At 63.5% G+C, this 23,385-nt stretch carries 26 protein-coding genes and 2 tRNA genes; 18 read left to right on the forward strand and 10 right to left on the reverse strand.

Annotated features, from left to right (window positions below; genetic code table 11):
* Nucleotides 1–15 precede the first annotated feature (15 nt).
* Both moaC and DIC75_RS07605 read right to left on the reverse strand, forming a co-directional pair.
* The gene (moaC, locus tag DIC75_RS07600; protein ID WP_250987426.1) at nt 16–510 is read right to left on the reverse strand and encodes a cyclic pyranopterin monophosphate synthase MoaC; all 495 of its coding nucleotides are present in this window, start codon (nt 508–510) and stop codon (nt 16–18) included.
* A 58-nt stretch (nt 511–568) separates the two neighbouring features.
* Nucleotides 569–1,972: an NAD(P)H-hydrate dehydratase gene (locus DIC75_RS07605; RefSeq protein WP_250987427.1), complete on the reverse strand. Its 1,404-nt coding sequence runs from the start codon at nt 1,970–1,972 to the stop codon at nt 569–571.
* Nucleotides 1,973–2,231: 259 nt separating this feature from the next.
* Between DIC75_RS07605 and recJ the strand changes: the two genes are divergently transcribed.
* From recJ to DIC75_RS07625, 4 genes are read left to right on the forward strand one after another with little or no spacing between them, the layout of a single operon-like run.
* Nucleotides 2,232–3,629 (forward strand): RecJ family nuclease, encoded by a 1,398-nt coding sequence (recJ, locus tag DIC75_RS07610; protein WP_250987428.1) that lies wholly within the window; start codon nt 2,232–2,234, stop codon nt 3,627–3,629.
* Nucleotides 3,574–4,071 carry a PUA domain-containing protein gene (locus tag DIC75_RS07615; protein ID WP_250987429.1) on the forward strand — a complete coding sequence of 166 codons (498 nt, stop codon included), beginning with the start codon at nt 3,574–3,576 and terminating at the stop codon, nt 4,069–4,071. The genes recJ and DIC75_RS07615 overlap by 56 nt, the downstream gene beginning before the upstream one ends.
* Nucleotides 4,053–4,394 carry a nascent polypeptide-associated complex protein gene (locus DIC75_RS07620; RefSeq protein WP_250987430.1) on the forward strand — a complete coding sequence of 114 codons (342 nt, stop codon included), beginning with the start codon at nt 4,053–4,055 and terminating at the stop codon, nt 4,392–4,394. Before DIC75_RS07615 ends, DIC75_RS07620 begins: the two co-directional genes overlap by 19 nt.
* Entirely contained in the window at nt 4,391–5,116 is a 726-nt protein-coding gene (locus DIC75_RS07625; protein WP_250987431.1) for a methyltransferase domain-containing protein, read from the forward strand. Before DIC75_RS07620 ends, DIC75_RS07625 begins: the two co-directional genes overlap by 4 nt.
* A 4-nt stretch (nt 5,117–5,120) precedes the next feature.
* Here DIC75_RS07625 and DIC75_RS07630 read toward each other — a convergent pair whose 3' ends face one another.
* Nucleotides 5,121–5,309: a hypothetical protein gene (locus DIC75_RS07630; protein ID WP_250987432.1), complete on the reverse strand. Its 189-nt coding sequence runs from the start codon at nt 5,307–5,309 to the stop codon at nt 5,121–5,123.
* Between the two features lie 183 nt (nt 5,310–5,492).
* Here DIC75_RS07630 and pyrB point away from each other — a divergent pair, with 183 nt between their 5' ends.
* Both pyrB and pyrI read left to right on the forward strand, forming a co-directional pair.
* Nucleotides 5,493–6,389, forward strand: a complete 897-nt coding sequence (pyrB, locus tag DIC75_RS07635; protein WP_250987433.1) for an aspartate carbamoyltransferase — start codon at nt 5,493–5,495, stop codon at nt 6,387–6,389.
* Nucleotides 6,386–6,853, forward strand: coding sequence for an aspartate carbamoyltransferase regulatory subunit (gene pyrI / locus DIC75_RS07640; RefSeq protein ID WP_250987434.1), 468 nt, complete (start codon nt 6,386–6,388; stop codon nt 6,851–6,853). The genes pyrB and pyrI overlap by 4 nt, the downstream gene beginning before the upstream one ends.
* Here pyrI and DIC75_RS07645 read toward each other — a convergent pair.
* Entirely contained in the window at nt 6,846–7,304 is a 459-nt protein-coding gene (locus DIC75_RS07645; RefSeq protein WP_250987435.1) for a phosphopantetheine adenylyltransferase, read from the reverse strand. The two genes, pyrI and DIC75_RS07645, sit on opposite strands and share 8 nt — an antisense overlap.
* Before the next feature lie 734 nt (nt 7,305–8,038).
* Between DIC75_RS07645 and DIC75_RS07650 the strand changes: the two genes are divergently transcribed.
* From DIC75_RS07650 to DIC75_RS07665, 4 genes are read left to right on the forward strand one after another with little or no spacing between them, the layout of a single operon-like run.
* The gene (locus DIC75_RS07650; protein ID WP_250987436.1) at nt 8,039–8,530 is read left to right on the forward strand and encodes a gamma carbonic anhydrase family protein; all 492 of its coding nucleotides are present in this window, start codon (nt 8,039–8,041) and stop codon (nt 8,528–8,530) included.
* Nucleotides 8,523–9,797, forward strand: a complete 1,275-nt coding sequence (locus tag DIC75_RS07655) for a CoB--CoM heterodisulfide reductase iron-sulfur subunit A family protein (protein WP_250987437.1) — start codon at nt 8,523–8,525, stop codon at nt 9,795–9,797. The genes DIC75_RS07650 and DIC75_RS07655 overlap by 8 nt, the downstream gene beginning before the upstream one ends.
* A 2-nt stretch (nt 9,798–9,799) precedes the next feature.
* Complete coding sequence (gene mtnA, locus DIC75_RS07660) at nt 9,800–10,852, forward strand: S-methyl-5-thioribose-1-phosphate isomerase (protein ID WP_250987438.1); 1,053 nt, start codon at nt 9,800–9,802, stop codon at nt 10,850–10,852.
* Between the two features lie 2 nt (nt 10,853–10,854).
* The gene (locus DIC75_RS07665; protein WP_250987439.1) at nt 10,855–11,559 is read left to right on the forward strand and encodes a DUF116 domain-containing protein; all 705 of its coding nucleotides are present in this window, start codon (nt 10,855–10,857) and stop codon (nt 11,557–11,559) included.
* Here DIC75_RS07665 and DIC75_RS07670 read toward each other — a convergent pair.
* The 3 genes from DIC75_RS07670 to DIC75_RS07680 form a co-directional block, all read right to left on the reverse strand.
* Nucleotides 11,524–11,934, reverse strand: coding sequence for a bactofilin family protein (locus DIC75_RS07670; protein ID WP_250987440.1), 411 nt, complete (start codon nt 11,932–11,934; stop codon nt 11,524–11,526). The genes DIC75_RS07665 and DIC75_RS07670 overlap by 36 nt on opposite strands.
* Nucleotides 11,935–12,099: 165 nt before the next feature.
* Nucleotides 12,100–12,939, reverse strand: a complete 840-nt coding sequence (locus tag DIC75_RS07675; protein ID WP_250987441.1) for a geranylgeranylglycerol-phosphate geranylgeranyltransferase — start codon at nt 12,937–12,939, stop codon at nt 12,100–12,102.
* Nucleotides 12,940–13,011: 72 nt separating this feature from the next.
* Nucleotides 13,012–13,086: transfer RNA gene (locus DIC75_RS07680), tRNA-Arg, on the reverse strand.
* Nucleotides 13,087–13,155: 69 nt separating this feature from the next.
* Here DIC75_RS07680 and DIC75_RS07685 point away from each other — a divergent pair.
* Nucleotides 13,156–14,271, forward strand: coding sequence for a tRNA (guanine(10)-N(2))-dimethyltransferase (locus DIC75_RS07685; protein ID WP_250987442.1), 1,116 nt, complete (start codon nt 13,156–13,158; stop codon nt 14,269–14,271).
* Here the strand turns inward: DIC75_RS07685 and DIC75_RS07690 are convergent.
* The gene (locus tag DIC75_RS07690; RefSeq protein ID WP_250987443.1) at nt 14,258–15,373 is read right to left on the reverse strand and encodes an OBG GTPase family GTP-binding protein; all 1,116 of its coding nucleotides are present in this window, start codon (nt 15,371–15,373) and stop codon (nt 14,258–14,260) included. The two genes, DIC75_RS07685 and DIC75_RS07690, sit on opposite strands and share 14 nt — an antisense overlap.
* Before the next feature lie 187 nt (nt 15,374–15,560).
* On the opposite strand from DIC75_RS07690, the gene DIC75_RS07695 reads away from it, so the two are divergent.
* From DIC75_RS07695 to DIC75_RS07710, 4 genes are all read left to right on the forward strand, one after another.
* Nucleotides 15,561–15,635, forward strand: a tRNA-Glu gene (locus DIC75_RS07695).
* 46 nt (nt 15,636–15,681) lie between these two features.
* On the forward strand, nt 15,682–16,890 hold the full coding sequence (locus DIC75_RS07700; RefSeq protein ID WP_250987444.1) for a Bcr/CflA family efflux MFS transporter: 1,209 nt from the start codon (nt 15,682–15,684) through the stop codon (nt 16,888–16,890).
* 55 nt (nt 16,891–16,945) lie between these two features.
* The gene (locus tag DIC75_RS07705) at nt 16,946–17,185 is read left to right on the forward strand and encodes an antitoxin VapB family protein (RefSeq protein ID WP_250987445.1); all 240 of its coding nucleotides are present in this window, start codon (nt 16,946–16,948) and stop codon (nt 17,183–17,185) included.
* Nucleotides 17,172–17,564: a type II toxin-antitoxin system VapC family toxin gene (locus DIC75_RS07710; RefSeq protein WP_250987446.1), complete on the forward strand. Its 393-nt coding sequence runs from the start codon at nt 17,172–17,174 to the stop codon at nt 17,562–17,564. Before DIC75_RS07705 ends, DIC75_RS07710 begins: the two co-directional genes overlap by 14 nt.
* Nucleotides 17,565–17,776: 212 nt before the next feature.
* Here the strand turns inward: DIC75_RS07710 and DIC75_RS07715 are convergent, their stop codons facing one another.
* Nucleotides 17,777–18,013, reverse strand: a complete 237-nt coding sequence (locus DIC75_RS07715) for a type II toxin-antitoxin system HicA family toxin (RefSeq protein WP_250987447.1) — start codon at nt 18,011–18,013, stop codon at nt 17,777–17,779.
* The gene (locus tag DIC75_RS07720; protein ID WP_250987448.1) at nt 18,014–18,298 is read right to left on the reverse strand and encodes a type II toxin-antitoxin system HicB family antitoxin; all 285 of its coding nucleotides are present in this window, start codon (nt 18,296–18,298) and stop codon (nt 18,014–18,016) included.
* 83 nt (nt 18,299–18,381) lie between these two features.
* Here DIC75_RS07720 and DIC75_RS07725 point away from each other — a divergent pair, with 83 nt between their 5' ends.
* The 3 genes from DIC75_RS07725 (at nt 18,382) to DIC75_RS07735 (ending at nt 23,267) form a co-directional block, all read left to right on the forward strand.
* Nucleotides 18,382–18,666 (forward strand): hypothetical protein, encoded by a 285-nt coding sequence (locus DIC75_RS07725; protein WP_250987449.1) that lies wholly within the window; start codon nt 18,382–18,384, stop codon nt 18,664–18,666.
* A 370-nt stretch (nt 18,667–19,036) separates the two neighbouring features.
* The gene (locus DIC75_RS07730) at nt 19,037–22,015 is read left to right on the forward strand and encodes a chemotaxis protein CheB (RefSeq protein ID WP_250987450.1); all 2,979 of its coding nucleotides are present in this window, start codon (nt 19,037–19,039) and stop codon (nt 22,013–22,015) included.
* 13 nt (nt 22,016–22,028) lie between these two features.
* Nucleotides 22,029–23,267 (forward strand): sensor histidine kinase, encoded by a 1,239-nt coding sequence (locus DIC75_RS07735; RefSeq protein ID WP_250987451.1) that lies wholly within the window; start codon nt 22,029–22,031, stop codon nt 23,265–23,267.
* Nucleotides 23,268–23,385: the final 118 nt, after the last annotated feature.

Below are 23,385 nucleotides of genomic sequence, written 5' to 3' on the forward strand. Positions count from 1 at the left end.
GGGCCGCAGGAGGACCTAGACACCCTTGCGCTTCTCCACGACCCGGATGGCATCCATCCGGGTGACGGGATACTGTCCGTTCTCGTCCTTCTCTGCCGACTTGACCATGTCCCAGACGGTGAGAAGGGCAACGGAGACGCCGGTGAGCGCTTCCATCTCGACGCCCGTCTTGCCGTAGGACTTCACGCGGGCGGTCGCCTCGATGTAGCCGTCGCCCTCCTCGAAATCGACGGTGATCCCACCGAGGGGTATGGGGTGGCACATGGGGATGATGCGCGGCGTCTCTTTCACCGCGAGGGTTGCCGCCACCCGTGCCGTCGCGAGGACGTTGCCCTTGACCGCGGTTCCCTCCCGGATGGCCCGGAGGGTTTCGCTCCGGAGGTAGATCCTGCCGCTCGCAACCGCTTCCCGGACGACCTCGGGCTTTGCCGAGACGTCCACCATCTGCGCGCGATCATTCTCGATGTGGGTGAAGACCGGGGTCTTGCCGTGTTCGCCGGACTCGTTCATGTGTATCGCAGAAGATCTTCTGTTTCTGTCGGGATAAAAGAGGGCGTCTTCGGGCAGGTCACTCCGGCGCGGAGCGCCGGAAGAGTTCCTGCGGAATGTAGTCCGGCATATCGGTGGCGAGCATTCCGTTCCCCCGTTCCTCCGCGGCACGCATGCCGGCCCTGCCATTTACATACGCGGCGATGCAGGCGGCCTCGAACGCGGGGAGATGGCAGAAGAGCGCCCCCGTGACGCCGGCGAGCAGGTCGCCCGTCCCCCCGACGGTCATGGCGGGGGTTCCGGTCCGGTTGAACCTGACCCTTCTCCCATCGGATACGACGTCGACCGGGCCCTTGAGCAGGATGGTCCCCGCCGTTGCGGCGGCCTTCACGCACCGCCCGCGCGCCGCAAGATCCGCCGGGGGTTCCGCTCCGATCATCCGGGCGAACTCGCCCGCGTGCGGGGTGTAGATCGTCTCTTTCGCCACCGGCAGGGGGCGGGAGAGCGCATCGGCATCAAAGACCGCCCTCCTCGCCGCCTCCGCGACGGCAAGCACGACGCCGTGGCTCTCCTTCCCGAGGCCCATCCCGCAGACGACCACGTCCGCCCGGTCGACGAGCGAAAGAATCGTCTCCAGGTGGTCGGCCGTGATCGCGCCCCCCTCCAGGCGCTCGTAGATCAGGTCGGGCATGGGGATGTACGCGGGGGAGGCGATCCGCACGATATCGGCGCCGGCACGAAGCGCTCCCATCGCCGCGATGTAGGGGGCCCCCTGGTAGGGCCCGCCTCCGACGACGAGCACCTCGCCGCCGGCGCCCTTGTGGGCTCCGGATGCCCGGGCCGGGACGAGCGCAAGGTCGCCGGGGCCGGTGAATATCTCCGCTTCGAGCGGGATACCGATATCAACGACGTCCGCGCCCTCCACCTTGGGCCGGTGGAACGATATGACCCGGCTCGCCCGGATGCCGGGGGTGGGGATATCGACGGCGACGACCGGCGCGCCGCTTCCATTCGCCCGGGCGACGAGGGTCGCAAGCGGCTCCCGCACCGCGCCCGAGGCCCCGGTGCCGAGCATCGCATCGACGATGATGTCTGCTTCGCCAAACAGGCAGGAGAGCGCCTCGACGTCGGCGGCGCACCGGATCGGGTGGAGGGCGACGGAGCAGTGCCGGAGGAGGGAGGCCTGGGCGGCGGCCGAGGAGGTCGTCGAACCGCAGTCGGGGTAGACGACGTCGACCGAATCAAGGTGCCGGAGGTAGCGGGCCGCCACCATCCCGTCGCCGCCGTTGTTCCCCCTCCCGCAGAGGACGAGGACGCGGGAGACGCCGCGGGCGAGGACGGCATCCGCAACCGCCCGCCCGGCGCTCTCCATCATCGAAAGCGACGGGTGGCCGAGCGCGACGGCGTTCCCCTCGACCGCCCGCATCCGGCCGGCGTCGATCACGCCGGTCTCCAGAAACTCCCGCATATCGTTTGTCGTCATGTACCGCCCCTCCAGGGGTGTTGTATGATCGGTGCTTGGCGTTTCTTTCTTAGATAGTTTTTCGAATGCGACGGACGGTACGTCCGGAGCGTGAGAAAACGCTTCGCGTTTTCGAGTGCGACGGGCCGAAGGGTGCGACGGACAACGTCCGGGAGCTTGAGAAGCCATCAGGCTTCGAGCCGGAGCTTGAGATGCCGGACAATGATGTAGTTCCGTGCTCGCATGGATTTATTGACACTCACGACGCACTACTATGGAGATGAGCCTCGATAACGATGTGCGGAGAGCGGCAGATATCATCTGCAATGCGGAGTCGGTGACGATCATCTCCCACATCGACGCCGACGGCATCAGCACGGAGGCTATCCTCTCGCAGGCGCTCACCCGGGAGGGCATGGCCGTAGACTCGGTCTTCGTCCGCCAGCTCGAGCCGATGGCGATGCGCCACGTCCAAAAAGACGACTCGCTAAAACTCTTCACCGACCTCGGGGCCGGCCAGCAGAACCTCCTTGAGGATCACGGCCTCTGTGCGGACGAGGTCCTGATCCTCGATCACCACGTCGGCCAGCCCTGCGGCACGGCCTACCCCCAGGTGAACTGCCTGGACCACGGGTTCACCCGGATGAGCGCCGCCGGGCTCGCCTACCTGGTTGCAAAGGCGATCGACCCGACAGGCACCGATCTCGCCAAACTCGCCGTGGTCGGGAACGTCGGGGACATGATGGCCCGGGAGAACTGCGGGCTGGTCGGCCCGGCGCGCGAGATCGTCCAGGACGGCGTGGAGTACGGCAACATCGTCGTGCAGAAACCGGACTTGAACTGCTACGGCACGTCTACCCGCCCGGTCCACGTCTGCCTCGGCTACTGCGACGACCCCTACATCGACGGGATCTCGAACAGCACGAGCGGCGCGCTCAGGTTCCTCGAGCGGCTCGGTGTCGAGCTGAAGACGCCCCGGGGCGGCTGGCTCGTCTGGGAGGAACTCCCGTTCGAGGACCGGCGAAAGATCATCAGCGCCCTTGCCCAGCAGCTCATCGCACACGGGAGGGAGACCGACCGCCTGCTCGCCGAGACCTACACCTTCCCCGACGAGCCGGAGCGGACGCCGCTCCGGAACGCCTCCGAGTACGCCACCCTGCTCAATGCCTGCGGCCGGTGGGCGAAGCCCCGGATCGGGGGCAGCATCTGCCGCGGGGACCGCGGAGACGCCTACCGCGACGCGGAGCACATGCTCGCCCATCACCGGACGGTCATCCGCGACCTGCTCCAGTACATCCTTGAAGCCGGGGTGACCGAGTTATCCCACCTCCAGTACATCCACACCGGCGACCGGTTCCCCGACACCATCGTCGGGATCGGGGCGGGCATGGCGCTCTCCAAACTGAACTGGAAGAAACCGATGATGGTGCTGAGCGCGATGGTGGACGAACCGGAGGTCACCAAGGTCTCGATGCGGACGAACGAGTGGGCGCTCGCCCGGGGGGTCGACCTCCAGGAGGCGCTCGTCGAGGCGTCGGCAGAGGTGGGCGGCGCAGGCGGCGGGCACCGGATCGCGGCCGGGGCGTTTATCCCCCACGATAAAGAAGAGGAGTTTGTTGATAGTGTCAACCGAATACTCAAACGACAGTTCGCTTCGGCGGATCCGGACAATAGCTGACTTCCAGTTCGGCGCCGGGGCGGGAGTTGCGATATTTCCCGATGAATGCACCTTCCAGTTCTCGACGACGGGGCGTATCCGCCAGGTGCGCATCGGAAAGGAGAGGCTTGCGACCGTTCGCGCACAGGACGGCCGCCTGACCCTCGGGATCGTCGGAGCGGCACGCCTCGCCGCCCATCTTGCCCCCCCGGCCTACCGGGTGACGGTGCAGGAGGATGTGGCCCCGTTCGTTGCGGACGGGAAGAACGCGATGGCAAAACACGTCGTCGCCGCCGACGAGGGCATCCGTGCAGGGGATGAAGTGCTGGTGGTGACCGGCGACGACGTGCTCCTCGCCACCGGGGCGGCTTTGCTCTCCGGACGGGAGATGCTGGCATTTAATTACGGTGTAGCGGTAAAAGTACGGCAGGGGAGAGGATCCGAATGTTTCCAGGAAAAGTAAACCCGAAAAAGATGAAGCAGATGATGAAGCAGATGGGCATGGAGATGGAGGAGATCGAGGGCGTGGAGAAGGTTGTCATCTATACGCCCGCGGGGAACTACGTCTTTGACGATGCCCAGGTCGTCGCTACCACCATGCAGGGAGTCACCAGTTACCAGCTCACGGGAGAGGCCCGGTTCGAGGAGGCGGTCCCGGAGATCCCCGACGACGACGTCGCCCTCGTCGCATCGCAGGCCGGGGCAACCGAGGAGGCCGCGAGGGCGGCGCTCGTCGAGACCCGTGGCGACATCGCCGAAGCGATCCTGAAACTCGCGCAGCAATGATCGAGATTGGCGAACGCCTCCTGCTCGTCGGGGAGAAGCGCGAGTACTTCGTGAAGGCAGGCGAGGGGCAGTTCTCCACCGACCGGGGGATGATCGATCTTACGGCGCTCGCGGGCATGAAGTCCGGGGACGAGATCAGGACCCACCTCGACGTCCCGTTCACCGTCCTTCGCCCCCGGCCGACCGACTTCTTTGTCCACGCAAAAAGGAGCGGGGCGCCCATGCTCCCGAAAGACATCGGGATGGTGATCGCCTACACGGGCATGAACCGCGAGGACCGTGTCCTCGACGCCGGGACCGGGAGCGGCGTCGCCGCGATCTACTTCGGGAATATCGCCCGCGAGGTGAAGACCTACGAGGTGCGCCCGGAGTTCGCCAGACTTGCGGAGAAGAACATCAGAAACGCCCGCCTCGAGAACGTCGAGGTGGTCGCGGCCGATATGCTCGAGGCGACCGGCGAGTTCGACGTCGTCCACCTCGACCTGACGATAACGCCGGCGCACGTGGAGCACGCCTTCTCGCTCCTTTCTCCCGGCGGCTATCTCTCCTGCTACACGCCGTTCCTCGAGCATACGTTCGTCGCGCTCGATACCGCAGGGCCGCTCTTCCGCGACGTCCACTGCTACGAGTGCATGGAACGGGAACTGACGCGCTCCGCCCGGGGGACGCGCCCGTCAACCAGGGTCGGCCACAGCGGCTACGTCACGATCGCGCGAAAATAGAGAGTTAGTATTCCTTCAGCGGGCGCTCCCACCCGGTGTAACCGCAGTAGATGCAGCAGTCCCCGTCGCAGTGCCTGCACTTCTGCGAGGGCTGCGGTACCATCACGGTACCCTTTTTGTTGCAGTATAAACATCCAAGCCCCCCGCAGTGACAGCAGACTTCGGGAGCATACTCTTCTTTCTCCTCGGACATGATTCTCCTCCTGAAATAGTATGGGGCGGGCGGAGGTGACAAAGGTTGTCATGGGGGTAGGGCACGCACCCGGAAAAAAGGTATTTAGTGGGTGCGAGGTGAATCATTATTCAGGAGAGAAGAGGGGCGGAATGATCCGGGCGCCCGCACGCCTGATTAAAAACCCCGGAAGGTAGCCGCACGATGTACCACATTATCTCTATCCGCGATTTTGAAAGGAGCGATCTCGATTACCTGCTGGACCGGGCACGGGAGTTCGATACCGGCGAGTATCGGCCGGCGATGCTTGACGATAAACTCGTGGCCCTTCTCTTCTTTGAGCCCAGCACCAGAACAAGGATGTCGTTTGCGACGGCCATGGCACGGCTCGGCGGGCGGTCGATCGGCGTCGACTCCGTGGAGGCAAGCTCCATCGTCAAAGGAGAGACGCTCGCCGACACCATCCGGGTGGTGAGCGGCTACGCGGATGCCATCGTGCTCCGCCACCCAAAGGAGGGGGCGGCCCGGCTGGCGAGCGAATTCGCCTCGGTGCCGGTCATCAACGCCGGCGACGGCGCGGGGCAGCACCCGAGCCAGACGCTGCTCGACCTTTACACCATCAGGCAATCGATACCGATCGACGGGACCAACGTCGGGCTTCTCGGGGATCTCCGCTACGGCAGGACCGCGCATTCGCTGGCGCTCGCCCTCTCCCTCTACGGCGTCACCCTGCACACGATCGCGCCCGGGGGGCTCGAGATGCCGGCGAACATCGCCCTCGAACTCCGGGAGCGCGGCATGGAGGTCGTCGAGCACGCGAACGTCGAAGAGGCGATCCGGGAACTCGACGTCCTCTACGTGACGAGGATCCAGCGCGAACGGTTCCCGGACTCGGCGTCGTACTACAACGTCGCGTCAAGTTACCGGATCACGCCCGACCTGCTCGACGGCGTGAAAGAGCGCCTGATGATCCTCCACCCGCTCCCGCGCGCCGGGGAGATCGACCCGGCGGTGGACCGCACGCCGTATGCGCGCTACTTCGAGCAGGCGAGGAACGGCGTGCCCATCAGGATGGCGCTCCTCCACGAGGTGATGAAATGAGCACCAAAGACCCGTCACGAGGACTGCTCGTCAGCCCTATCAGGAACGGCACCGTCATCGACCATATCACGGCCGGCGAGGCCCTGAACGTCCTGCGGATACTCGGCATCACCGGATCGACCCCCGAGTGCCTGAGCATCGCGACGAACGTCGAGAGCAAACGGATGGGGAAGAAGGATATCGTCAAGATAGAGAACCGGGAACTCCGCACGGAGGAGGTCGACCGGATCGCCCTGCTTGCGCCGCAGGCAAAGATCAACATCATCCGGGAATACAAGGTCGTGGAGAAGAAAGGCGTGGAGATCCCGGAGGTCCTCAGGGGCGTGGTCAGGTGCCCGAACCCCGGCTGCATCACGAACACGAACGAGCCGGTGGAGAGCACGTTCGAGGTGCTTCCAAAAGGGCTGCACTGCCTCTACTGCGACTGGCTGATCAAGGACGATATCGCAAACCACATCATCTGATCAGGCGCCCCTGCCGGTCGATCTCCCCCCGGCAGATCCGGGTGCTCGAGATCCGCCGGCCGTCTTCGGCGAGGACGCACGAGATCTCGTGGAGGTCCACTTTTCTTCGCCCCCGTTCACGCCGGAGTTCGTTGATCTCCACGGCAACAGGGAAGGTCTCCTCGGAGACGACGAGGATATCGAAGTCCGCGTCAAGGGCGCTGCCGTAGCGGTCGGCGAGCGGCTCGACCCTCCATGCGGCGGCATAACCGCGCTCCCGGATAAAAGACGTGATGGTTTCCAGCCGTTCCCGGTAGGAGTGGACGGGGTGCACCTTTACGCCGGCAAACTCATCGGTCGTCAACCCGATGGTCACCTCCCCATCAGGCCCGGCAAGTTCGAAGGAACGGGCGAGGAGTTTCCGGTGCCCGGCATGCAGGGGATCGAACGTCCCCCCGACCATCACTTTCATTCGGAGGCGTTTGCCGCGAGGAGTTTTATGGGTAGCGATCGGTGTTTGGGGGGGTGAGGGGCCGAAGGATTTCAGGTGGAAGGACGGGGAACCACAGGAGACTGCACACCTCGCACCTCCGGTGCTCAAACTCCGTTCCTCGCACCTCCGGTGCTCACGTTCGCTTTCGCTCACGCCTCGAAACCCTTCGAGTTTCTCGAACTTCTGTCCTTCGGACAGTCGTTCCTACCGGAACGTCGTTCTCCGGTGCTCGTGCTCCTGCCCTTCAAATCTGCCAATTCCTTGTGGTTACACATAGCACGGCTTCCGTGGGGATATCGCGACTGGGGTGGGGCTGACGGGGAGTGCGAGCGTAGCGAGCTTGAGCACCGGAGGTGCGAAGGGGGGAGCATCCCCCCTCCCCTGTCTCCACCACATAAGCTGACGCCTACAACCCCCACCCCGCCCGGCCTTCGGCCTCCTCCTCCGCACCTTCGGCGCTCAAACTCCTGCTGTTCCAGCAGTCGTTCCCCGCCCCAGGGGGCGGGGGCAGTCATGGCGATACCCGGTGGAAAGCCGTGCACGGGTTGCACGATCTATGAGCAAGCCGCACCGGCGCCAACTTACTGCCTGAACCCCAGGTCCCACCCCCAAACCGCGCACCGTCGCCTCCCATCCCTCACCAACCCCCCCCGTCCCTTCCTCACCTTCGAGGGAGAACATTTTGTATCGCCGCCGCCAATAGTAGACGTACTATGGAGAGTGGATCGGTTGTGGGGGACCGTGTCTTTATTGCGGAGAACGCAACAGTCATCGGAGACGTGACGCTCGCCGACGACGTGAACATATGGTTCGGCGCCGTGGTCCGGGGGGACCGGGATACAATCACGGTGGGGGCCGGCTCGAACATCCAGGACAACGCCGTCGTCCACACCACGATCGGGTTCCCGGTCGGGATCGGGGCGGATGTCTCGGTCGGCCACGGCGCCATCCTGCACGGCTGCACCATCCGTGACCGGGTGCTCGTCGGGATGGGTGCCGTCGTCCTGAACGGCGCGGTGGTGGGAGAGGGGTCCATCATCGGCGCCGGTGCCGTGGTGACCGAAGGAAAGGAGATCCCGGCGCACTCGCTGGTCCTCGGCGTGCCCGGCAAAGCCGTCAGGGAGACGACGCCCGAGCAGCAGGAGGGTATCGTCCACAACGCGCGCGAATACGTCAAGCTCGCAGGGAGGTACCGAAATGGCTGACGTCGTGGTCATCGGCGCCGGGGTCGCGGGCATCCAGGCAGCGCTCGACCTTGCCGGCCATAACATCCACGTCCACCTCATCGAACGCGAACCGACCATCGGGGGGCACATGGCCCAGCTCGACAAGACGTTCCCCACCAACGACTGCTCGATGTGCATCCTCTCCCCGAAGACGGTGGAGGTGGCCCGGCACCCGAATATTACCATCCACACCTGCTCCGAGGTCGAGTCGGTCGAGGGAGAGGTGGGGAGCTTCCTCGTCCGGGTCAAAAAGCACCCCCGCTACATCATCGAGGACGAGTGCAACGGGTGCGGGGACTGCATCCGGATCTGCCCTGTGGAGGTCTACAACCGGTTCGACGCCGGCATCGGGGTGCGGAAGGCAATCTATAAACCCCATGCACAGGCGGTCCCCGATATCGTCGTCAAAGACCGGGAGCACTGCATCGAATGCGGCCTCTGCTACGACGTCTGCGGCAGGGAGGCGATCCTCCGCGAGGACGAGGAGCGCCTGCTTGAGATAGAGGCGGCGAGCATCGTCGTCGCTACCGGATACCGGACATTTGACGCCCGGAATAAGGCACAACTGCGCTATCTCGTCATCCCCGACGTGATCACGAGCCTCGAGTTCGAGCGGATGATCAACGCGAGCGGCCCGACGGGGGGCAAACTGAGGCGCCTCTCGAACGGCAAACCGCCCCGGAGCATAGCGTTCGTCCAGTGTGTCGGCTCCCGCGACCTCTCCGTCGACCGCCCCTACTGCTCCGGGGTCTGCTGCATGTACGCGATGAAGAACGCCATGCTCATCCGGGAGAAGAACCCCGATATCGAGGTCACCGTATTCTACAACGACATCCGGGCTTACGGCAAGGGTTACGAGGAATACTACGAGCGGGCGAGGAGCCTCGGGGTCAGGTTCGTCCGCGGGTTCCCGGGCGAAGTGCTCGAAGAGAACGACCACCTGATGATGGTCGCGGAGAACACCGAGACCCGTGAGGTGGAGACGTTCCACCCGGACCTGGTGGTGCTCTCCGTCGGGCTCGAACCGGCCGATGGAGCGGAGGATATCGGCCGGATGCTCGGTATCCCGAGAGACGAGTCCGGGTTCTTCGGCATTGCCGACCAGAAGACCGGGCCGGTGCTCACGGTGAAGCCCGGGATCTACGTGGCCGGGACGGCCACCGCGCCGAGGGATATCCCCGACTCCGTCGCCATGGGCGGGGCGGCGGCGATGCGGGCGTATCTCGACGCGATCAGGGTGGGATGAGCATGCCGGCGAGGGAAGAGCCCTACACCATCGCGTGGGATGCAGAGACCGACTGCATCGTCTACATCGACCAGACCCTCCTCCCGGACCGTTATGAGCAGATGCGGTGCGCAACCGTCGACGACCTCGCCCGGGCGATCGGGAGGCTTGAGATCCGGGGAGCACCGGCGCTCGGGATCGCCGGTGCGATGGGCGTGGCGCTCGCGGCCGTCCGGAGCACCGAGAAGGACCTCGGGCGGTTCCTCGACGATATCGGCCGGGCCGCCGCTCTGCTCAGGAGCACCCGCCCGACCGCGGTGAACCTTGCATGGGGGATCGACCGCGTGAAAAGAAAGGTGGCGATGGCCGCATCGGTTGCCGAGGCGAAAGCACTCGCGGTCGCGGAGGCGATCGCCGTCGCAGAAGAGGACGAACTGACCTGCCGGAGGCTCGGCGCGTTCGGGGAAGAACTCTTCCCGACCGATTGTACGGTGCTCACCCACTGCAACGCAGGAGCGCTCGCCTGCCGGTGCTGGGGAACGGCGCTCGGAGCGATCCGGTCGGCGGTCGCGGCCGGAAAGAGCGTGCGGGTGATCGCCTGCGAGACCCGGCCGCTGAACCAGGGGTCGAGGCTCACCTGCTGGGAACTTGCCCGGGATGGGATCGACGTGACCCTCATTCCCGATTCGTCGGCGGCATACCTGATGCGGAAGGGAAAGATCGATCTCGTCGTCGTCGGTGCGGATCGGATCACGAAAGATGCGGTCTTCAACAAGATCGGGACCTACATGCACGCCGTCGCCGCCCGTCACCACGGGATCCCGTTCTACGTCGCGGCACCGGTCTCCACGTTCGACCTTGGCCGGACTGAGAAGGATATCACCGTCGAGGAGCGGGACCGCTTCGAACTCGCATACTGCGGTGACCGGCAGCTCGTGCCCGACGACGTGAAGGTGCTCAACTACGCCTTCGACGCCACCCCGCTCGACCTCGTCGATGCGATCGTCACCGAGATCGGGGTGCTCCGACCTCCGTACGCCGAGTCGTTCCGGCTTGTCAAAGAGAGGGAGGCCTGACCATGAGTTTCTTCGATTCCGAGATCTGGATCCAGCTGATGACCATCATCGGGGAGATGACGTTCTTCCTCATCCTCGGGATGCTGCTTGCCGCGGTAGCCCTCGCAATCATCGCTGCCGCCTCGATCACCAATGGAAAGTTCTACCTACCGAGGATCCTGATACCCGGCATGGTCCTCCTGGAGGGGCTCGTGAAGGCGTTCTGCAAGCTCCTCGGGCTGGACGACAAGGATCTCATAACGTTCTTCATAACGCTCAGGAACACCATGAACACGAAGGCGTTCTCGGAGACTCCTGTGGAGCAGCGGGCGGTCTTCCTGCCCCAGTGCCTGCGGTCGGCCCAGTGTCCGGCACACCTGACCCCGGAAGGCCTGAAATGCCGGAACTGCGGCCGTTGTTCTGTCGGGGAGAACGCCGTGTGGCTGGAGCATCTCGGGTACCGCGTCTTCATCGTCCCGGGCTCGACGTTCATAAAGCGGATGGTCAAAAAGTATCGTCCGCGGGCGATCATCGGCGTCGGCTGCCTCATGGAGGTGAAGGACGGGATCGATATGTCCGATCGGATAGGGATCATCGCCATCGGCGTCGTGAACTTGAAAGACGGGTGCGTGGAGACGATAGCGGACTGGACCGGGGTGAGGGATGCCGCCCTGCTCGGCGTCGTGTCCCCGTCAGGTGCCGTAGACTTTCACGGCCCTGCCGAATAGGCGCTCGCTGGTGACCTTGCCGTAGACGAAGATCGTCTCGGCACTGTTCACGTCGCCGACCCTGACACCCGGCCGGAGGGTGATGTTGCCTCCCGCCTGGATAGAATGGAGACATGCGTTGTCGCAGACGGTGGCGGTCTCCAGGACCCGGAGCGGCCCTTTTACCCTGACGTCGTGGCCGATGACGATGCTCTCGGCCTCGATGAAACCACCGACCGTTGAGCCCGGCCCGAGTTCGAGGCGGCCGGCAACTATCACGTTGCCCCAGATGTGCGTCTCCGGAGGGGTGATGAAATTCCCATCTATCTTCACGTTTCCGTCAAAAAAGGAACCTTTCGGTGCTATGTATGTGTCCCCGTGCCGGTAAACTTTCATGAAGATCTCCTGGATAACAACTCGATCCGTAACCAGATAAAATTATCATTACTCATGTCGGGAGGCCGTGCCGGGTAGTTGCCCCGGTTGAAGGTAAACCCGGGCTCTCCGGGAGGGGGGCCGGAAGAGTTGCGCTTCCGGTCCGCCTCAAGAGGCACGGTTCGATCATATCACGGCGGCAACCGCAAAAACCGCGAGCGCGGCGAACATTCCTATCCGCAGGATCGATGTCGCCCCGGACTCCCGGACACAGTCCGATGTCGTGCATCTAAGACCCCGGGAGGCTCCGACGAGGATGACGATATCCACAACCGCGATGGCGGCGAGATAGAAGAGACCCCACCAGTCGCCGAAGGGGAGGATGCTCACGAGCACGGCGGCGCAGGCGCAGGCGAACGCGAGCATCCCCGTCCGCCGGATACCGATGATCATCGGAAGGGTGCGTGCGCCTCCCGCCGCATCTCCGTCCACGTCCTCCGCGTCCTTCAAGATCTCCCGCGCGATGGTCGCAAGGAACGTGATCGCCGCGAGCGAGAGGTTCTGGACGAGCCCCTCGATGCCCGCGAACGCTCCGCCGAAGAGGAACACACTGGCAGTCAGGTAGGCGACGGCCATGTTGCCGAGGAGCGGGGTCCGTTTCAGCCGGACGGCGTATGCGATGAGGACAACCGAGTTTGCGAGGGCAAACGCAAGGCAGAGCGGCGTCGTCAGGGTGGCGACGAGAAGCCCGCCGGCAAAGAGCGCCGCCGTGTACGCCTTTGCACCGGCAGGGCTGATCTCTCCTGCCGGTATGGGTCTTTTGGGCCGGTTGATCCGGTCGATCTCGACGTCATAGACGTCGTTGATCACGTTCCCGCCGGCGGTGATGAGCGCGACGACCACGGCAAGCAGGAGCGACGGCGGCGTGAGCGTCCCGGTGGCGATGAGGTACCCGACGAGCGCGGTAAGGCCGGCAACGACGGCGTTGTGCGGGCGGGTAATCCTGACGAAGGCGGAAGCGCTCATTCTCGAAGAGTTAGGTTCTCGGGCGGAAGATAAATAACCAGAGGTTCTCCGGGGCGGCATTTTGAAAAACGACGGGCTTGGGGGGATTCGAACCCCCGGTATTCAGCTTAGGAGGCTGACGCCATATCCTGGCTAGGCCACAAGCCCATACACTGGAATAGAAATATTATTCATGAGAAGGTATAAGGGTATCGAGCATCCACCTTTTCCGGAAGCATGGATGTTGTTGAGGTTACTGAAGGGAAAACCCGGTTTTTTGTGCCCAGGCAGGATCCTCACCTCCAGTTCCCGCCGGGAAGCGGCCCGGTCTTTTACAACTCTCGCATGGAGCTGAACCGCGATACCACCGTCCTCCTGCTCGCCGCGCTAAGGCCGGAGAGTTACCTCGACGCCATGGGGGCGTCCGGCGTGCGGGGGCTACGGGTGGCTCACGAAGTCGGGATACCGGTGACGATCAACGACCGGAACGCGAAGGCGGTCGATCTCGCCCGTCAGAACGTGGAGGCGCTGGGTCTCGCCGCCGAGGTGACCCACGGGGATGCGAACGCGCTGATGAGCGAGAGAAAGTTCGATGCCGTCGACCTCGACCCCTTCGGGACACCGGCGCCGTTCGTCGATTCCGCAGCCCGGAGCGCCGGGAACTACCTCTTCGTCACCGCCACCGACACCGCACCGCTCTGCGGAGCGCACCTGAAAGCCGGCATGCGCCGCTACTTCTCCCGTCCCCGGAACACCGAGTATCATGCCGAGGTCGGCCTCCGGACGCTGATGGGGTTTGTGGCGCGCGAGGTGATCAAGTACGACCGGGGCGTAGAACCCCTCTTCTGCTACGCGCACGAGCACTTCCACCGCCTGCACCTCAAACTCCGGTACGGGGCGGCGGCGGCCGACCGGACGCTTGCGCGGATCGGCTACGTGATGCAGTGTCCGCACTGCCTCTACCGCTCGGAGCAGGCCGGGATGCTCCCTGAACCGGAGGAGTGCCCGCTCTGCGGCGCGGACCTCGTGCCGGTCGGCCCCCTCTGGACGGGGAGGATCAACGACGATGGGACACTCTCTGCGATGCAGGAGGCATTGCCGTCGGTCACGGCCGGAACAGGGCCGCGAATCGCGCGGCTGCTCGAGACCTGCCGTCAGGAACTGGAGACCTCGAGCCACTACGACTACCACGTCATCGCGAAATCGTTGCGGGTCTCCCCCGGCGGCATCGGAACGGTCATCGGGCAGTTACAGGCCCTCGGTTACCGGGCAAGCCGCGCACACTACTCGGGAACGGCCATAAAGACCGATGCGCCTCTCCCGGTCCTGAAAAAAGCGATCAGCGGCGGGTGACGACGGTGAGGACGTCCCCGTCCGCGAGTTTGTGGGTGATCCCGACACGCTGCGCGTTGTGCTTGGCCGAGTTGCCCCAGACTTTCGCGTACCTGAACTTGTCCGCGAAGTCACGGTGGAGGCGGTTGCAGACGTCCTCGACCGTCGCCGGACTCCGGATGATCAACGGCTCGTCCATATCCGCAGGGCCGCCGACCGGCTTCAAGTAGACCCGCATGAATCCCAGGTTCTCGAATATGGCGTCTTTGAGGTCTTCGATACGGTAGCCGCTGTGCGCCGAGACCATGATGGGCGGCTCGCCGAACCGCCCGACCAGTTCTTTCTCTATCTCCGCCCCGGTCTTCTCGTCCACCAGGTCGACCTTGTTGACCGCGATGAACGCGGGGACGTAGACCCGGTTGCCGATCATGGCGTCGATGAAGTCGTCCTGGGTGACCCCGTCGCGGATGAGAACATCCGCGTTGACGATCTTATTCTCCGCGAGGATCGAGCGGATCTCCTCGATGTCGAGATCGACGGCGCCGACGGTGTTCAGCCTGATACCGCCGCATCCGGCCTTTTTAATGGTGATATCGGGTTTCGGCCTGTTGATCCGGATACCGGCGTCGTAGAGCTCGCGGAGAAGGACGTCCGTATGCTGTTCGTTGAAGACGTCGACTAAAACAAGGATCAGGTCGGCGCTCCGCACGACCGCGATGACCTCTTTCCCGCGGCCCTTGCCCATGGCGGCGCCGGCGATCAGGCCGGGGATATCCAGGATCTGGATCTTCGCGCCCCGGTGCTCCATCGAGCCCGGGATCACGGAGACGGTCGTGAAGGCATATGACGCCGTTTCGCTTATATCCGAGCCGGTGAGCCTGTTGAGCAGCGTACTCTTTCCAACGGACGGGAAGCCGACAAGAACGACGGTGGCGTCTCCCGACTTCTTCACGGAGTAGCCCTCGCCCCCTCCGGCGGAGGCCATGGCCCGGGCTACCGCTTCGTCACGAATTTTCGCGAGTTTCGCCTTGAGGCGGCCGATGTGCTTGGAGGTCGCCTTGTTGTACGGTGTATTCTTGAGTTCGTCCTCTATTTCCCGTATCTGCTCTTCGACACTGCTCATTGCTGCCGGTACACGTATGCTGGGAAGCTACTTATTGGTGTCTGTGATGAAAATCACGAAGCGAAGAGAAAATTCGGGCCCGTATAGGCCTCGGATTGTCCGGTTGCCGGCAGGGCCGGTGACGGGGGGGCTCAAGACAGATTTAAATAAAAGAAACTCCAATAATTTAGAGCACGTTGGTGCATGCGCTGCTATAGTGTAGACCGGCCAATCATGAGGGACTCTCACTCCCTCGACTGGGGTTCGAATCCCCATAGCAGCATCCTGTTCTTCAACATCCGATTCCGCAACGCAGTCGAGATGCTCCCATGGACCATTCCCCCGACCGAGCCCGAAAATCCCAGAAATATCTCGGTGATCGGGGCCTCATCGTCCTTATCGCGCTGCTCTCCGCCTTCGTCCCGCTCTCGACCGATCTCTACCTTCCCGCCCTTCCCGGCATGGGAGACTACTTCGGCGTCTCCGCCGGCCTCACCAACCTGACCCTGATCCTCTTCTTTCTCTTCTTCAGTCTCGGGCTGCTCTTCTGGGGGCCGCTCTCCGACAGGTACGGCCGCCGGCCCGTCCTGCTGGCGGGGCTTGCCATATACATCGCCGCAAGCGCAGGATGCGCCCTATCGTGGAATATCCGGCTCCTGATCGTCTTCCGCATCCTCCAGGCGGTCGGTGGCAGCGCCGCCTCCGCGGTCGCGATGGCGATGGTCAAGGATTTGTACGACGGGCGAAAGAGGGAGTCGGTGCTCGCGCTCGTCCAGTCCATGGTCGTCATCTCGCCCGCCGTCGCCCCGGTCCTCGGGGCGTTCATGCTCCCCTACACCTCGTGGCGGGGCCTCTTTGCGACGCTCGCATTCATCGGCGTCGTCTCGATGAGCGGCGGCCTCCTCCTCGAAGAGACCGTTCCCTCGCGGTATGCCGGCACCGTGACGCAGTCCGTCCGCAGGCTCGGGGCCGTGCTCAGGAACCCCGGTTTTGCCTCGCTCCTCGTCGTATTCTCGCTCGTGAGCACCGCTTCCTTAGCGTTCGTCTCCGCGTCGTCGTATATCTACCAGGGGGGATTCGGCCTCTCGGAGCAGTGGTACAGTTTCTACTTCGCCCTCAACGCCGTCGCCCTGATATCAGGCCCGTTCTTCTACCTCTGGCTCTCCCGTCACGTTGGCCGCAGGTCGATCATCGGAGCCGGATTTGCCGTCATGGTCGCTGCAGGCCTGCTCGTCTGTCTCTTCGGGAGCCTGGGGCCCCTCTTCTTTGCCTTTGCCCTCTTCCCGGCCTCCCTGATGGCGAGCTGTGTGCGGCCTCCCGGTGCGTTCCTGATGCTCGACCAGCAGAAGGAGGATACCGGGTCCGCATCCGCCCTGATCAACTGCTCGAGCCTCGTCTTCGGCAGCGCCGGGATGATCCTGGTCTTCCTCGACGGGAGCAACCTCGTCTTCAGCCTCGGGGCGATCAACGTGGCGGTCGGGGTTGCGTGCCTTCTGGGGTGGACGGCGATCGGAAGGCGGGGGCTGGTGAGGTTCTGAGAGGTCCTGCCGGCGATGAGAGGATCTAAATACATGCACATACACATACACAGGCATGGGAACCAGGACGATCAGCATCAGCGACGACGCATACGAGAGGCTTTCCCGGCTAAAAGGTCCCTCGAATATGAGCTTTTCCGAAGTGATCCTGAAGTACACCCCGCAAAAGAAGAAACTCTCGGAGATCCTCAAAGAATTCGGGCCGAACCCCGCGCTGGCCGCCTCAGTCGCGGAAGCCTCGCGCGAAATGAGAAAATCTTCGATGCGAAAGGTCGACTTCGATGCCGACACTTGATACGTCCCTGCTCATCGACCTGATCCGGCACGACCCGGAGGCGATGAGAACGCTCGAGGAGATGGAGCGGGAAGGGCTGCCGCTTGCAACCACGGCGATCAACGCCCTCGAACTCTACCGCGGTGCGTTCCTCTCGGCATCGGTGCAGGAGAATCGCCGGGAAGTCGAGGCGATCTTGCGGGCTCTGATCGAACTCCCGATCACCGACGAGACCTACAGGATCTTCGGCACCCTCGCTGCCGAACTCCAGGGAAGCGGCAGCCGGATAGGCGATTTCGATGAGGTGATCGCCGCGATCACGCTCGCAGGCGACGGCGAGATCGTCACCCGGGACAGTCACTTCACCCGGGTTCCGGGGCTGAAGGTCAGGACGTATTAGAGGATCTGCCGGACGGTTCCGCCGTTCGCGTAGAAACTGGAGTTCTGGAGAGGGGTGGAGTAGCACGTCGCCGGCCCTGTTTGGCCTGTGCTTGAACCGCCTTATTGCCCCCCTCAAGGAGGGCACGCTTGGCCTTGCGGTCGACAGATTCTCACGTGATGATTACGAATCCGGTCACTGCCGGCCGCGAGACGGGCCAGGAGAAGTCGCTCTTACAATCGCTCGTACACCCGCAGGAACTCTTCTCGTGGAATCCCTGCCTGCGTGCAGATGGTTCGCAGGGTAGAACCTTTGAGTTTTGGGTGATTCGGCATCGTAAGCGGTGTCGTTGTGCCGTCCGGATTGCGGCGGACAAGTGCGATGTGGTTGCCCGTCCTGACGATCGTAAACCCGAATGCCTCCAGTGTTTTCAGCACCTTCCTCTGAGGAGCATCGTGCGGGAATTTCATCTAGACGGCAACCTCGGCAACGAAGGTCTCCACGACATCGTTGTTCTCGAATGCGTCGTTCCCGAAGGTTTCTATATGGAATTGCACGGCCGATTTTACCTCGGCAAGAGCTTCTTCATAGGTGTCCCCTTCTGCGACGACAACTCCTTTCAAGCCCAGAGGATAGGCGACATAGCCGTCCGGGTGCTTCTCAACGATGATCTTTAACGTTCTCATGAGTATCTCCTCTTCCAGACCGTATGCGGTGAAGATGCCGGCAATTAGTCTGTCATTTAATTTCTTCATCAATATACTTTAGCCCGGAACGTTCGGACCCCCGGTTCACGTACTCGAAGGCTGCAACTTTCGCTCTGGCAGATCTCTACCAGATGTACGCGTATGCAGCGAAGACCAACGCCGGGAGGTGCATGCTCCTCTATCCGGAAGTGCTCCTCGAACAGGAGCGGGACTTCGTCCTCACAGTGCGCTCCCCGGAGGGGACGAACGCGGACGTTTTACTCATGATCCGGGCTGTCCGGCTCTCCCACGACCTCAACCGGCGGGAGGGATGGGAAGCGTTCTGTAGCGAGCTCCGGGAGATTGTCAGGCCGCTTATCGCAGAGCTGGACCTGCGGGCAGCAACGGAACCGGGCAGGGCTGAAGCAGAGGTATGACCGCTGGATGCCAGTGGACGGCAGAGATCATCCGCAACAGAAGGAAGGCGGCCTGCCGCTCCCACGAGCCTGAAACGGGGTTCATGTCCCATGGACCGTCGACCGAAACTTCCGGAGAAGATTTGATAACCCTTCGAACACCACGATGAATTACTATGTCCCGTTGCTTTTCTCTGTTCTCCGGAGATCTCCGGACGGGACCGGTCGTTACAACCGCACCTACAGAACGCATGCCAATCCGGGCGAGTTGCAGGGGTATGGATTCCCACGCGGACTTCCGGCGATGCCGGGAGAAGACCGTCCCGGAGGAACCCGCCGGCGGTTATAGCGCACGGCAAAGAGCGGGCCGCCTGCAGAGAGGAGATCGGGCATGAGAGACGGAGAAATGGACAATTCACAGGAAGAAGAGAACGGACGTGAAGAGACTTCCGCGGTCCCGGCCCCCGAGGCTCCCCGCGCCATCGTTGGGATAGGGGCATCCGCAGGAGGGCTTGATGCGCTCGAACAGTTCTTCACGCACATGCCGGCGGATACCGGGATGGCATTCGTGCTGGTCACGCACATGGACCCGAGCCAGAAAGGCATGCTCCCGGAACTCATCCAGCGGGTGACGGCGATGCCGGTGACGTGGGCCGAGGACGGCACGGCGGTCAGGCCGAACGCCGTCTACGTCAAACCGGCGAACGCCGACCTCGCCATCCTGCACGGCGCCCTCAACCTCCTGGAGCCGGTGGCGACACGGGTGAGCCGGACGCCCATCGACCTCTTCTTCCGTTATCTCGCCGACGACCAGAACGGCAAAGCAGTCGGCATCGTTCTCTCCGGGATGGGGCACGACGGAGCCCAGGGCATCCGGGCAATCAAAGAGCGGTCGGGGACGGTGCTGGTACAGGAACCCTCCTCCGCACCGTACAGCAGTATGCCGGAGAACGCCATCGGCACCGGGCTTGCCGACTACGTCGCTCCGGTGGCCGAGCTCCCGCACCTGCTCGTGACCTACATCCGCTCCGCAGATACCATCGCCCGGGAACCGGCAGTCCCGACGAGAACGGTGGTAGACGGGCTGAAGAAGGTCTTTATCCTCATCCGAACCCGGACCGGCCAGGACTTCTCGATGTACAAGCAGAGCACGATCCGGCGCCGTGTCGAACGCCGGATGGGGCTGCACCAGTTGACCCGGATCGAGGATTACGTCCGCTACCTCCAGGAGAACCCTCAGGAGATTAACATCCTGGCAAAAGAACTGCTCATCGGCGTGACCCGGTTCTTCCGCGACCCCGAAGCCTGGCAGGCCTTAGAGGAGAAGGCGATCCGCGATCTCGTCCGCAGCGCGCCGGAGGGGAGCGTGATCCGGGTCTGGGTGGCGGGGTGCTCCACCGGGGAGGAGGCCTACACCATGGCGATCGTGCTCCGGGAGTGCCTGAACAACCTGGACCGCTACGGAGAGATCCGCTACCAGATCTTCGCAACCGACCTTGACCCGGAGGCTATCGAGGTTGCACGGCACGGCCGGTACGTCGCCTCCATCGCAGCAGACGTCTCTTCGGAACGCCTGGAACGCTACTTCGTCAAAGAAGACGAGCACTACCGGATCCGCCAGGAGATCCGTGAGAGCATCGTCTTCGCCCAGCAGAACGTCATCACAGCTCCCCCGTTCATCCACCTCGACATCCTCTGCTGCCGGAACCTGCTCATCTACCTCTCCGGGGAACTGCAGGAGCAGCTCATCCCCGTCTTCCACTACGCGCTCAAACCCGGCGGGGTGCTCTTCCTCGGAACGGCAGAAACGATCGGCGGGTATGGCGAGCTCTTCAAGACCGTCGACGGCAGGCAGAAGATCTTCCGGCGCCGGGAGACGTCCGCCCCCGCCATCGACCGGATCAATATCCCCGTCGCCTTCACCCCGCAACCGGCCGGTACCGCCGGCACCCACAAGAGGCGCCCCACCGCTGTCGACGAACTCGCACCACGGGCGCTGCTCGAGCGGTTTGTCCCTCCCGCGGTGATCGTCAACGAGAACGGGGACATCCTGTACATCCACGGCAAGACAGGGAAGTACCTGGAGCCGTCTCCGGGCAGGGCGAACCTGAACATCCATGCAATGGTCCGGGAAGGACTCGGTTACCCGTTGATTGCGGCTCTCCGCTCCGCACGGCAGGAGAAGAAAGAAGCCGTAACGGAGCCCGTATCCGTGAAGACCAACGGCGATTTTCAGAAGATCCGCCTGACCGTCGCACCGCTCGAGCGGCCTTCCGGAGCGGAAGACCTCTTCCTGATCGCCTTTGAGGATCTCGAGGAGACGGAGACGAAGCAGGCCCGCGAGGCATCGGAGGGGGTGCGGGACGATGCCCGGTGCGCCGAACTCGAGCGGGACCTCACCGTAACCAGAGCACAGCTCCAGAGCACCATCGAAGAGATGCAGGCCTCGCAGGAGGAGGAGAAATCGATGAACGAGGAGCTTCAGTCGATGAACGAAGAGCTCCAGTCGACGAACGAGGAGATGACCACCTCCAAGGAAGAGCTCCAGTCGCTCAACGAGGAGCTTCTCACGGTGAACACCGAACTCCAGGCCAAGATCGACGAGCTCTCCATGACGACCGACGACCTGCAGAACCTCCTCCGGGGCACCGGGATCCCCATGCTCTTCCTGGACGGCAATCTCCGGGTGCGCCGGTTCACCAGGGCCGCCACGGAGATCATCAGCCTGCGATCGGCCGACCTCGACCGGCCGGTCACCGATCTCGCCGTCAGCCTCCGGGACGAGCCGCTCGTCGAGGATGTCAGGGAGGTGCTCGATACCCTGCTGCCCCTGGAGAAGCAGGTGCAGACGATAGACGGGCGGTGGTTCCAGATGCGGATCCTGCCCTACCGGACGGCGAGCAACCAGATCGACGGGGTGGTCGTCACGTTCGTCGAGATCACCCGGATCAAAGACCTCGAGCAGTCGCTCCGAAACGCCCGCACCTATGCGGAGAACATCATCGAGACGATCCGGGAGCCGCTTGTCGTCCTCGACGCCGATCTCCGGGTCATCTCAGCGAACCGGTCGTTCTACCAGACGTTCCGGGTCACGCCCGGCGAGACCGAAGGGGTACTCCTCTACGCGCTCGGGAGCGGGCAGTGGGATATCCCCGACCTGCGCAGGCTGCTCGAGGATATCCTCCCTGAGAAGGTGCAGTTTGAAGGGTTCGAGATGAAACACGACTTCCCGGAGATCGGGCAGAAGAAGATGCGTCTCAACGCACGGCGGATCGTTTCCGGGACAGGACCCGACCTGATCCTGCTCGCCATCGAAGACGTCACCGATCGTCCGGGATCAGAGACCCGCGTTGAGACCGCCCCCAAATAACGGTAACGATATCATGCAGACCCCTGACCCGGACCCGGACCTCCGACGGCGCGCCGAGGATGAAGCACGGAAGAGAGGGCACGCCGCACACCTCCCGGAGCAGGACTTGCGGAGACTCTGTCACGAGCTCGAGGTGCACCAGGTCGAGCTCGAGCTCCAGAACGAGGCGCTGCGGGAGCTGCAGCACAACCTGCAGATCTCCGAAGAGAAGTATCGCGACCTCTATGACTTCGCCCCCATCGGCTACATCACCCTGGATGCTGACGGGCGGATCATTGAAACGAACCTGATGACTGCTTCACTGCTCGGGGAGCCCCGGGCGTCCCTGACGAACCAGCGGTTCCAGTACTTCCTGGAACAGGAGAGCATCCGGGACTTCATTGCATTCCGTGACCGGGTGCTTGCAGCCGGGGGGAGAGAGACCGTCGTGGTGCGGCTCAGGGCGACACGGGAATCCGAGTCCGCCTGGGTTCTGATCGAGGGGAAAGCCGAAGAGGGGCAGACGTTCCGGGCCGCCCTGATCGACATTACCAGGCGAAAACAGGCGGAAGAAGCGCTTATGCGCCGGACCGACGACCTCGTCAGGAAGAGCGCGGAGGTCGAAGCGGCACGCGACGAGGCGCACCTGTACCTCGACATAATGGCCCACGATGTCCGGAACGCGAACAACGTCTCGGGCATGTACGCTGACCTCCTGATCGACCTGGCGCAAGGAGACCTGAAGGCATACGCAGAGAAGCTGCATGACAGCATCCAGCGGAGCACCGAGATCCTCAGAAACGTCGCCACCTTCCGGCGGACTCAGCAGGAAGCCGTCAGCCTTGTGCCGGTGAACCTCGATGCGGTCATCCGGGCTGAAATCGGCACCTTCACCCGGGCATCGATCCGGTACCGGGACGCTCCCGTCGAGGTCATAGCAGACAGTCTCCTCTCGACCATCTTCAACAACCTCATCGGGAACGCCGTCAAGTTCGGGGGCCCGGCGGTCGAGATCACCATCCGGGTCGAGGAGGACGGAGAGGAGGTACTCGTCTCGATCGAGGACACCGGCCCGGGTGTTTCGGACGAGGTGAAGAGAAAACTCTTCACCCGGTTCGAGCGGGGCATGGCCAGTGGGAGCGGCGAGGGACTCGGGCTCTTCATCGTCCGGACACTCGTCAAGCGCTACGGCGGTGCCATATGGGTGGAGGACCGGGTGCCGGATCGCCCCGAGCGCGGGACGGCGTTCCGGTTCACGCTGAAGAAGGCGTGAGATGCGGGTAAAGCCGGCTGTTTCCAGCAACCCGCGGCTACCGGAGATCGGGATACCGGACGGGGTCCCTTCCGCGAGCAACCGACAAGGCGTCCCTGCGATCAGGCGGCCCGGGGAA

Source organism: Methanoculleus oceani, from assembly GCF_023702065.1.
Lineage (GTDB): Archaea > Halobacteriota > Methanomicrobia > Methanomicrobiales > Methanoculleaceae > Methanoculleus > Methanoculleus oceani.

Bases quoted from the DNA above. Each gene is read 5' to 3' on its own strand.
- moaC (WP_250987426.1), bottom strand. From the start codon at position 510: ATGAACGAGTCCGGCGAACACGGCAAGACCCCGGTCTTCACCCACATC.
- DIC75_RS07605 (WP_250987427.1), bottom strand. From the start codon at position 1,972: ATGACGACAAACGATATGCGGGAGTTTCTGGAGACCGGCGTGATCGAC.
- recJ (WP_250987428.1), top strand. From the start codon at position 2,232: ATGAGCCTCGATAACGATGTGCGGAGAGCGGCAGATATCATCTGCAAT.
- DIC75_RS07620 (WP_250987430.1), top strand. From the start codon at position 4,053: ATGTTTCCAGGAAAAGTAAACCCGAAAAAGATGAAGCAGATGATGAAG.
- DIC75_RS07625 (WP_250987431.1), top strand. From the start codon at position 4,391: ATGATCGAGATTGGCGAACGCCTCCTGCTCGTCGGGGAGAAGCGCGAG.
- DIC75_RS07630 (WP_250987432.1), bottom strand. From the start codon at position 5,309: ATGTCCGAGGAGAAAGAAGAGTATGCTCCCGAAGTCTGCTGTCACTGC.
- pyrB (WP_250987433.1), top strand. From the start codon at position 5,493: ATGTACCACATTATCTCTATCCGCGATTTTGAAAGGAGCGATCTCGAT.
- pyrI (WP_250987434.1), top strand. From the start codon at position 6,386: ATGAGCACCAAAGACCCGTCACGAGGACTGCTCGTCAGCCCTATCAGG.
- DIC75_RS07645 (WP_250987435.1), bottom strand. From the start codon at position 7,304: ATGAAAGTGATGGTCGGGGGGACGTTCGATCCCCTGCATGCCGGGCAC.
- DIC75_RS07650 (WP_250987436.1), top strand. From the start codon at position 8,039: ATGGAGAGTGGATCGGTTGTGGGGGACCGTGTCTTTATTGCGGAGAAC.
- DIC75_RS07655 (WP_250987437.1), top strand. From the start codon at position 8,523: ATGGCTGACGTCGTGGTCATCGGCGCCGGGGTCGCGGGCATCCAGGCA.
- mtnA (WP_250987438.1), top strand. From the start codon at position 9,800: ATGCCGGCGAGGGAAGAGCCCTACACCATCGCGTGGGATGCAGAGACC.
- DIC75_RS07665 (WP_250987439.1), top strand. From the start codon at position 10,855: ATGAGTTTCTTCGATTCCGAGATCTGGATCCAGCTGATGACCATCATC.
- DIC75_RS07670 (WP_250987440.1), bottom strand. From the start codon at position 11,934: ATGAAAGTTTACCGGCACGGGGACACATACATAGCACCGAAAGGTTCC.
- DIC75_RS07675 (WP_250987441.1), bottom strand. From the start codon at position 12,939: ATGAGCGCTTCCGCCTTCGTCAGGATTACCCGCCCGCACAACGCCGTC.
- DIC75_RS07685 (WP_250987442.1), top strand. From the start codon at position 13,156: ATGGATGTTGTTGAGGTTACTGAAGGGAAAACCCGGTTTTTTGTGCCC.
- DIC75_RS07690 (WP_250987443.1), bottom strand. From the start codon at position 15,373: ATGAGCAGTGTCGAAGAGCAGATACGGGAAATAGAGGACGAACTCAAG.
- DIC75_RS07700 (WP_250987444.1), top strand. From the start codon at position 15,682: ATGGACCATTCCCCCGACCGAGCCCGAAAATCCCAGAAATATCTCGGT.
- DIC75_RS07705 (WP_250987445.1), top strand. From the start codon at position 16,946: ATGGGAACCAGGACGATCAGCATCAGCGACGACGCATACGAGAGGCTT.
- DIC75_RS07710 (WP_250987446.1), top strand. From the start codon at position 17,172: ATGCCGACACTTGATACGTCCCTGCTCATCGACCTGATCCGGCACGAC.
- DIC75_RS07715 (WP_250987447.1), bottom strand. From the start codon at position 18,013: ATGAAATTCCCGCACGATGCTCCTCAGAGGAAGGTGCTGAAAACACTG.
- DIC75_RS07720 (WP_250987448.1), bottom strand. From the start codon at position 18,298: ATGAAGAAATTAAATGACAGACTAATTGCCGGCATCTTCACCGCATAC.
- DIC75_RS07725 (WP_250987449.1), top strand. From the start codon at position 18,382: ATGTACGCGTATGCAGCGAAGACCAACGCCGGGAGGTGCATGCTCCTC.
- DIC75_RS07730 (WP_250987450.1), top strand. From the start codon at position 19,037: ATGAGAGACGGAGAAATGGACAATTCACAGGAAGAAGAGAACGGACGT.
- DIC75_RS07735 (WP_250987451.1), top strand. From the start codon at position 22,029: ATGCAGACCCCTGACCCGGACCCGGACCTCCGACGGCGCGCCGAGGAT.